Origin of the sequence: Methanobrevibacter sp. (assembly GCF_045586545.1) — an archaeon.
Classification (GTDB): domain Archaea; phylum Methanobacteriota; class Methanobacteria; order Methanobacteriales; family Methanobacteriaceae; genus Methanocatella.
Window position 1 is genome coordinate 1 of sequence record NZ_JAZNAN010000048.1, and the last position, 6277, is coordinate 6277.

The window sequence follows — 6277 nt, forward strand, 5'->3', positions numbered from 1 at the left end:
TTTATATACCATTATAACGAAAAATATAACTCATAAGTAACGAGGTAAAAATAATGATAGGTAAAAAGATTCGTTTAGAAAGAATCATAAACAGAAATACAGGAAGAACTGTTATTGCACCGATGGATCATGGTGTATCAAGCGGTCCGATTCCAGGTATTATCGATATGGATGAAACTGTTGATGAAATCTCCCAAGGCGGAGCAGATGCAATTTTAATGCACAAAGGTATTGTAAAACAAGGCCACCGTGGTTACGGTAAGGATATCGGACTTATCGTTCACTTGTCAGCAAGTACTTCCCTTGCACCAGACCCAAACAACAAGGTAACCGTTACAAGCGTTGAAAAAGCTATCCAGCTTGGTGCGGATGCAGTTTCAATTCATGTAAACTTAGGTTCAGAAACTGAAAGCCAGATGTTGCAGGAATTGGGTGACATCGCTGAAACCTGTGACTACTGGGGCATGCCTCTTCTTGCAATGATGTACCCACGTGGACAGAAAGTGGAAAACGAACACGATGTGGAATTCGTAAAGCATGCTGCACGTGTAGGGTCTGAACTTGGTGTAGATATTGTTAAAACCAATTATACTGGTGACCCTGATTCTTTCAAGGAAGTTGTTGAAGGAGCAATCGTACCTGTAGTTATTGCAGGCGGCCCTAAAATCGACACCGATGAAGAATTGTTACAGATGGTTAAGGATTCCCTTGAAGTTGGTGGAGCCGGTGTTGCATTCGGACGTAATTTGTTCCAAGCTGAAAATCCTGGAAAAATCACCCGTGCAATTTCAGAAATCGTCCATCATGATGCTGAAGTAGATGAAGCTTTAAAGTTCTTAGAATAGGTGGTTAGATGCAAAATAAATTTGCTTGGATTAGCACACCTGATGAAGTCTGGGATGACAAAAAGGAAATGATTACCACAGCTCTGGAATCAGGAATTGACCATGTCCTTGATTTGGATGATATTGAACAAATCAGGAAACTTGGCAATGTAAAGATTATTGCAAACACTGACGATGCAGATATCTATTTAATAGGCATAAACGGTGAAGGAGACGGATTTTTAGATTTGAAAGACGACTTTACCGATTCAGTTGACATTGCAAGTGCTAAAAAAGCAAAAAGCGAAGGAAAAACCGTATGTGCATATATAGTAATCACCGATAAGGCTCATGAACAGCTGGCAGTAAAGTTAGGTTCAATCGTTGATTACATTATTCTTGTTGGAACTGACTGGACAATCATTCCGCTTGAAAACATTATAGCGGACCTGCAAAAGGAAGATGTTGAAATCATAGCTGCAGTGCGTGATTTGGAAGGTGCAAAAGTCGCCCTTGAAACATTGGAGCATGGAACCGATGGAGTAATCTTTGAAGCAAATGATTTCAATACCACCAAAAAAATAGCACAGGAAGTTGTTGAAGCGTCACAAACCAAATACGAATTGAAAATTGCTACCGTAACCAATGTAAAACCATTGGGATCAGGAGACAGGGTATGTGTCGATACAACTGACATGATGAAGCCTGGCGAAGGAATGCTAATCGGTTCATATTCAAAATCCATGTTTCTGGTGCACTCCGAATCTTTGGAAAGCGAATATGTTGCATCCCGTCCGTTCAGAGTCAATGCAGGACCTGTTCAGGCATATGTAATGGTGCCTGGAAACAAAACAAGATACCTCTCTGAACTTGTTGCCGGAGATGAAGTGCTGATTGTGAATACTGAAGGGGAAACCAGAACAGCATATGTCGGAAGAAGCAAAATCGAAAGACGCCCATTGATTTTGATTGAAGCTGAATATGAAGGTCAGGTTATCAGAACTTTACTTCAAAACGCAGAGACAATCAGAATTGTGGATGAAAATAACGAGCCATTGTCCGTAGCAGATGTAAAAGCTGGAGATAAGGTTAAAGTATACATTGAATCCAATGCACGTCACTTCGGAATAGCTATCGATGAAACTATCATTGAACAGTGAGGTCATGAAATGTCCCAAGTACGCGCATTTTTGGCAATAGATTTGGATGATGATTTAAAGCCAAAAATCAATAGGATAATCAAGGAATTTAAAGGAATAGACACCAGAATTAAATATGTGGAGTTAGCTAACCTTCACTTGACTTTAAAGTTCTTTGGAGATATCGATACCAACGGTTTAGCATTATTGGAAGAAAAGATTGCTCAAGTAGTATCCGATTTCGAACCTTTTGATATAAGGATTAAAGGCTGCGGAGCCTTTCCAAACAAAAATCATATAAAGGTCATTTGGGTTGGAATTGATGAGGATTCAATCATTAGAGATTTGCATGACAAATTAGATAAGGAATTTACCAAGTTGGGCTTTGACAAGGACAAGAAGTTCTCAACACATCTGACAATTGGACGTATGAAGTCAGCTAAAAACAAGGATAAGGTCAGGTCAGTCATCGAGGAATATGATGATGTGGATATCGGTGAGATGAAAGTTGAAAAAATTTCCCTTAAAAAGTCAACTTTAACCCCATCAGGACCGATATATGAAGATTTAACAGTATTTGAATTGTGATTATATGGATTATGAACCTATTTTAAAAGATATCAAGCCAACCGCTGATGAAAAAAATTACATTGATAATCTTTCATCTGAACTGGTGGACTATTTGCAGAATGCCTGTGACAGCGAAGCCATTGACGCAAAGGTATCTATAGTAGGTTCAGTTGCCAAAAACACAGCTTTGAAAGGCAAATCAGACATTGACATTTTCATTGCTTTTCCACTGGATACCGATAAGCAATATCTAAAGGAAACCGGCCTTGAATTGGCCCATAAATGTTGTGATGAATTTGAAAGTGAACCTGAACATCATTTTGCATCACATCCCTATGTAACCACTCACATTCAAGGTTGTGAAGTGGACATTGTTCCATGCTATGCAATTAAAGATGGAAGCGAGCTTAAATCAGCTGTGGACAGAACAATTCTCCATACTCATTACGTTAAAAATCATCTCTCTGAAAATCAGGAAGATGAGGTACTGCTTCTAAAACGTTTCATGGCAATGACCGGAACATACGGTTCTGAATTTAAGGTTGGCGGTTTTGCAGGTTATTTATGCGAATTACTTATCATTTATTATGGTTCTTTTGAAGAGACTTTAAAAGCTGCAATCAACTGGAAATTCGGACACTCCATTGATTTGGAAAACTACGGTACTTCAAATCAGTTTAAAGACCCCTTAATTGTCATCGACCCGACTGACATGAATCGTAATGTAGGTGCCGCTCTAAGATTAGATAAATTGGCTGAATTCATTCAATCCGCTCGCAATTATATATTCTCAGACAATAAGAAAGATTATTTTTATCCGTTAAAAAGAAACTTAACTAAAGATGATGTGTTAAAAAAATTAAAATCACGAAACAGCGATTTTATAGCTATAAAATTCAATATTCCAGACATTCCGCTTGACACTCTCCATCCTCAGCTTAGAAAGACTACCGAAGCTCTTGAGCGCAAACTGAATAGCGAGGAGTTCAATGTTTTCAAGGCGGATTATTGGAGTGATGAGATATTGAATTGTGTTATCCTGCTTGAAATGGCCTCATCAACCTTGAATGACGTTAAAGTAAATGTCGGGCCAAAGGTTTTCATCAATCAGGCCTGTGAAAATTTCGTTGGCAAATATGGCCGTGAAAGCTGCTATATTCAGGGGGACTTTTTGGTTCATACCCAAAAAAGGGAATTTAATAATGCTAGGAATTTAATTGAGCATATCTTTACTAAAGAACATATAGGATTGATTAAGGTTGGAAAAAACCTTAAAAAAAACATCATTGAAACTTATGAATTTATTGATGTTGATGAAATTAGTAGTGTGGAATTTTTAGATGACTTCATAAATCCAGGTCAATATATCGTAAGGTGAGCTGATGGCCCAAAACAAGACAGAAGAAATTGATTTAATTGTAAACCATCCTAAAAAAGCAATAAATAAGTTGGCATTACCTATAATTATCAGCAACTTATTCATGACTCTCAACAATATTATAGATGGTATCTGGGTTGCAGGATTAGGTCCTGGGCCTCTTGCTGCTGTCGGTTTTGTAACACCATTGTTTTTTGCATTTGTAGGTGTTGCAAACGGTTTGGGTGCAGGTTCAAACAGTCTGATAGCAAGATGCATCGGCGCTGAAAAGTATCATGATGCCGGAAACAGTGCAATACATTCAATCATGCTGTGCTTTATCGTAACTGCCATTTCCACAGTTCTGATTTTGGTTATTCTAAAGCCTTTGCTTTTAAAGATGGGTGCTGGTGAGGTAATCGACTATGCCTTAGCGTATGGATATATAGTCCTGGGAAGTGTTTTCTCATTGTTCATTCCCGCAATGCTGGCAGCAATCTTCAGATCCCAAGGGGAAATCGAGAGGGCTTCCTATCCTTTGATGCTCACTGCAATAATCAACATGATTCTGGATCCGATTTTTATATATGTTATAGGTTGGGGAATTACAGGAGCCGCTGTTGCTACCGTTCTTGCCGCAACACTTGCAATGCTTCCTATGCTTTATTGGATGTTTTATTTAAAGGACAGCTTTTTGGAAATCAGGTTAAGCGAATACAAAAGGGATTTGTCAATTTATAAAGAGATTCTGGTTGTTGGAATTCCTGCAAGTCTGGAGCAGTTCATTCTTTCCTTTGTTTCAATTTTAATGAACTACTGGTTAACATTACTGTCCGGAACAATAGCTGTGGCGGCTTATACTGCAACATGGAGACTGATTTCAATTGGAATATCCCCTTTAATAGGTATAGGGGTTGCGGCACTGACCGTTGGCGGAGCGGCCTATGGAGCCCGTAATCTGGATAACCTGAAAACAGCTCTGAATTATGGCGTTAAGCTCGGTTTGATTTCATCAGTGATTATCTGTTCATTTTTCTTCATATTTGCAGAACCGCTATCATTTATCTTTTCATATTCTGCAAGCAGTGCAGTTTTGTCTGCAAGGGTTGTTGAGGCATTACGCATTTTATGTTTCTTTATACTGTTCATGCCGTTCGGTATTCTGGCAGGTAACATTTTCCAGTCCATGGGAAAGGGAACAATGTCTCTGATTCTAACTGTGCTTAGAACATTTATATTGGAAGTTCTGTTTGCAGGCCTGTTTGCATTTGTATTTAATATGGCCGACATAGGCATTTATATGGGAATCGTATGTGGTATGAGTATTGGTTCAATCATCGGATTTATTTACGTTAACTATTATCTTAAAAAACACGAGAGCTATTTTAAATAGAAGGAATTTTGTTTAATAATTTATCGAAATTCTCCATATTCTCTGACAGATTATTATGTTTAAAAAATTTTTCATTTTTTAATATTTTATGCTATATTTTTTCAATGTAAAAAACACGGTTATTTTGCTTTTTTAATTTTCATTAAACATTTTTTAATAAATTTAGAAAATCATTGATTAATTATTATAAAAATTAAGATTATCATCAAGTTTGTGGATTAATTTTTTAGAAAGTTTTATAATGTTATTTTTTTATATTATTAATTATGTCAGAGATTAAAAAACTCACAGCCGATGTTGATGTCAAACAGTTTTATGATGAGTATGTGGATTTTGAAAAAATCTCTAAATTATGCATAGAAGAGCAGGAAATGCTGGGATATAACTGGAATTACCCTCCATTTGATTTTGACGTTGATGAAATATGGAATTCATTCAATAAACTTAAGATAATTGCTTTTAAAATAGATTTTTCCGCTGAAGAGTTGGAGCATACTTTTTCTCAGGATGAATTAAACTTTGTCCTGAAACGTTTTGAAAGGCTTAAAGTCAAATTGATGAATGAAATTTACATGCTGGAAAACGAAGATTCTCTAGGGTTATATTTGGGTAAATGTAATATGTGCATAAGATGTACCAGGGAATTTGACATGCCATGTAAGATGCCAGTCAAAATGAGATATTCAATAGAATCCTTAGGCGGGGAAGTAGACAGGGCTATAGAGGATATATTTGGCTTTAAAATTCTTTACGCTCATGATGGTAAACTGCCGGAATATTTGATATTCGTTGGTGGGCTGCTATATGATAAAAAATAGGTGATAAAATGATTGTAAGTGTAATCGGTGGAACAGGACCTCAAGGACTTGGAATTGCTGAAAGATTAGCTATTGCTGGTGTTGAAGTAATTGTAGGTTCCAGAAAAGAAGAAAAAGCATTAGACGTAGTTGCAAAAGCAAAAGAAGACTTAGCAGACTATGACTTAAACATGGTT

7 protein-coding genes are annotated in these 6277 nt (G+C 37.1%); all 7 read left to right on the forward strand.

Annotated elements, in window-relative coordinates; translation table 11 throughout:
* The first annotated feature begins 50 nt into the window (after positions 1-50).
* Entirely contained in the window at positions 51-845 is a 795-nt protein-coding gene (locus tag ACKI3D_RS04030; RefSeq protein WP_407392477.1) for a 2-amino-3,7-dideoxy-D-threo-hept-6-ulosonate synthase, read from the forward strand.
* Between the two features lie 8 nt (positions 846-853).
* A complete protein-coding gene (locus tag ACKI3D_RS04035) occupies positions 854-1984 on the forward strand; it encodes a 3-dehydroquinate synthase II (protein WP_407392472.1) in 1131 nt (376 codons plus the stop codon).
* A gap of 9 nt (positions 1985-1993) precedes the next feature.
* Complete coding sequence (gene thpR / locus ACKI3D_RS04040; protein ID WP_407392473.1) at positions 1994-2551, forward strand: RNA 2',3'-cyclic phosphodiesterase; 558 nt, start codon at positions 1994-1996, stop codon at positions 2549-2551.
* A gap of 4 nt (positions 2552-2555) precedes the next feature.
* On the forward strand, positions 2556-3911 hold the full coding sequence (gene cca, locus ACKI3D_RS04045; RefSeq protein ID WP_407392474.1) for a CCA tRNA nucleotidyltransferase: 1356 nt from the start codon (positions 2556-2558) through the stop codon (positions 3909-3911).
* A 4-nt stretch (positions 3912-3915) separates the two neighbouring features.
* Positions 3916-5283, forward strand: coding sequence for an MATE family efflux transporter (locus tag ACKI3D_RS04050; RefSeq protein WP_407392475.1), 1368 nt, complete (start codon positions 3916-3918; stop codon positions 5281-5283).
* Between the two features lie 266 nt (positions 5284-5549).
* On the forward strand, positions 5550-6101 hold the full coding sequence (locus ACKI3D_RS04055) for a DUF2284 domain-containing protein (protein WP_407392476.1): 552 nt from the start codon (positions 5550-5552) through the stop codon (positions 6099-6101).
* A gap of 8 nt (positions 6102-6109) precedes the next feature.
* Positions 6110-6277, forward strand: a 168-nt coding sequence (locus ACKI3D_RS04060; RefSeq protein ID WP_407392478.1) for an NAD(P)-binding domain-containing protein, incomplete at its 3' end; no start/stop codon positions are given.

Excerpts from the sequence above, each read along its gene's own strand:
- cca (WP_407392474.1), top strand. The coding sequence starts at position 2,556 with ATGGATTATGAACCTATTTTAAAAGATATCAAGCCAACCGCTGATGAA.
- ACKI3D_RS04055 (WP_407392476.1), top strand. The coding sequence starts at position 5,550 with ATGTCAGAGATTAAAAAACTCACAGCCGATGTTGATGTCAAACAGTTT.
- thpR (WP_407392473.1), top strand. The coding sequence starts at position 1,994 with ATGTCCCAAGTACGCGCATTTTTGGCAATAGATTTGGATGATGATTTA.
- ACKI3D_RS04050 (WP_407392475.1), top strand. The coding sequence starts at position 3,916 with ATGGCCCAAAACAAGACAGAAGAAATTGATTTAATTGTAAACCATCCT.
- ACKI3D_RS04035 (WP_407392472.1), top strand. The coding sequence starts at position 854 with ATGCAAAATAAATTTGCTTGGATTAGCACACCTGATGAAGTCTGGGAT.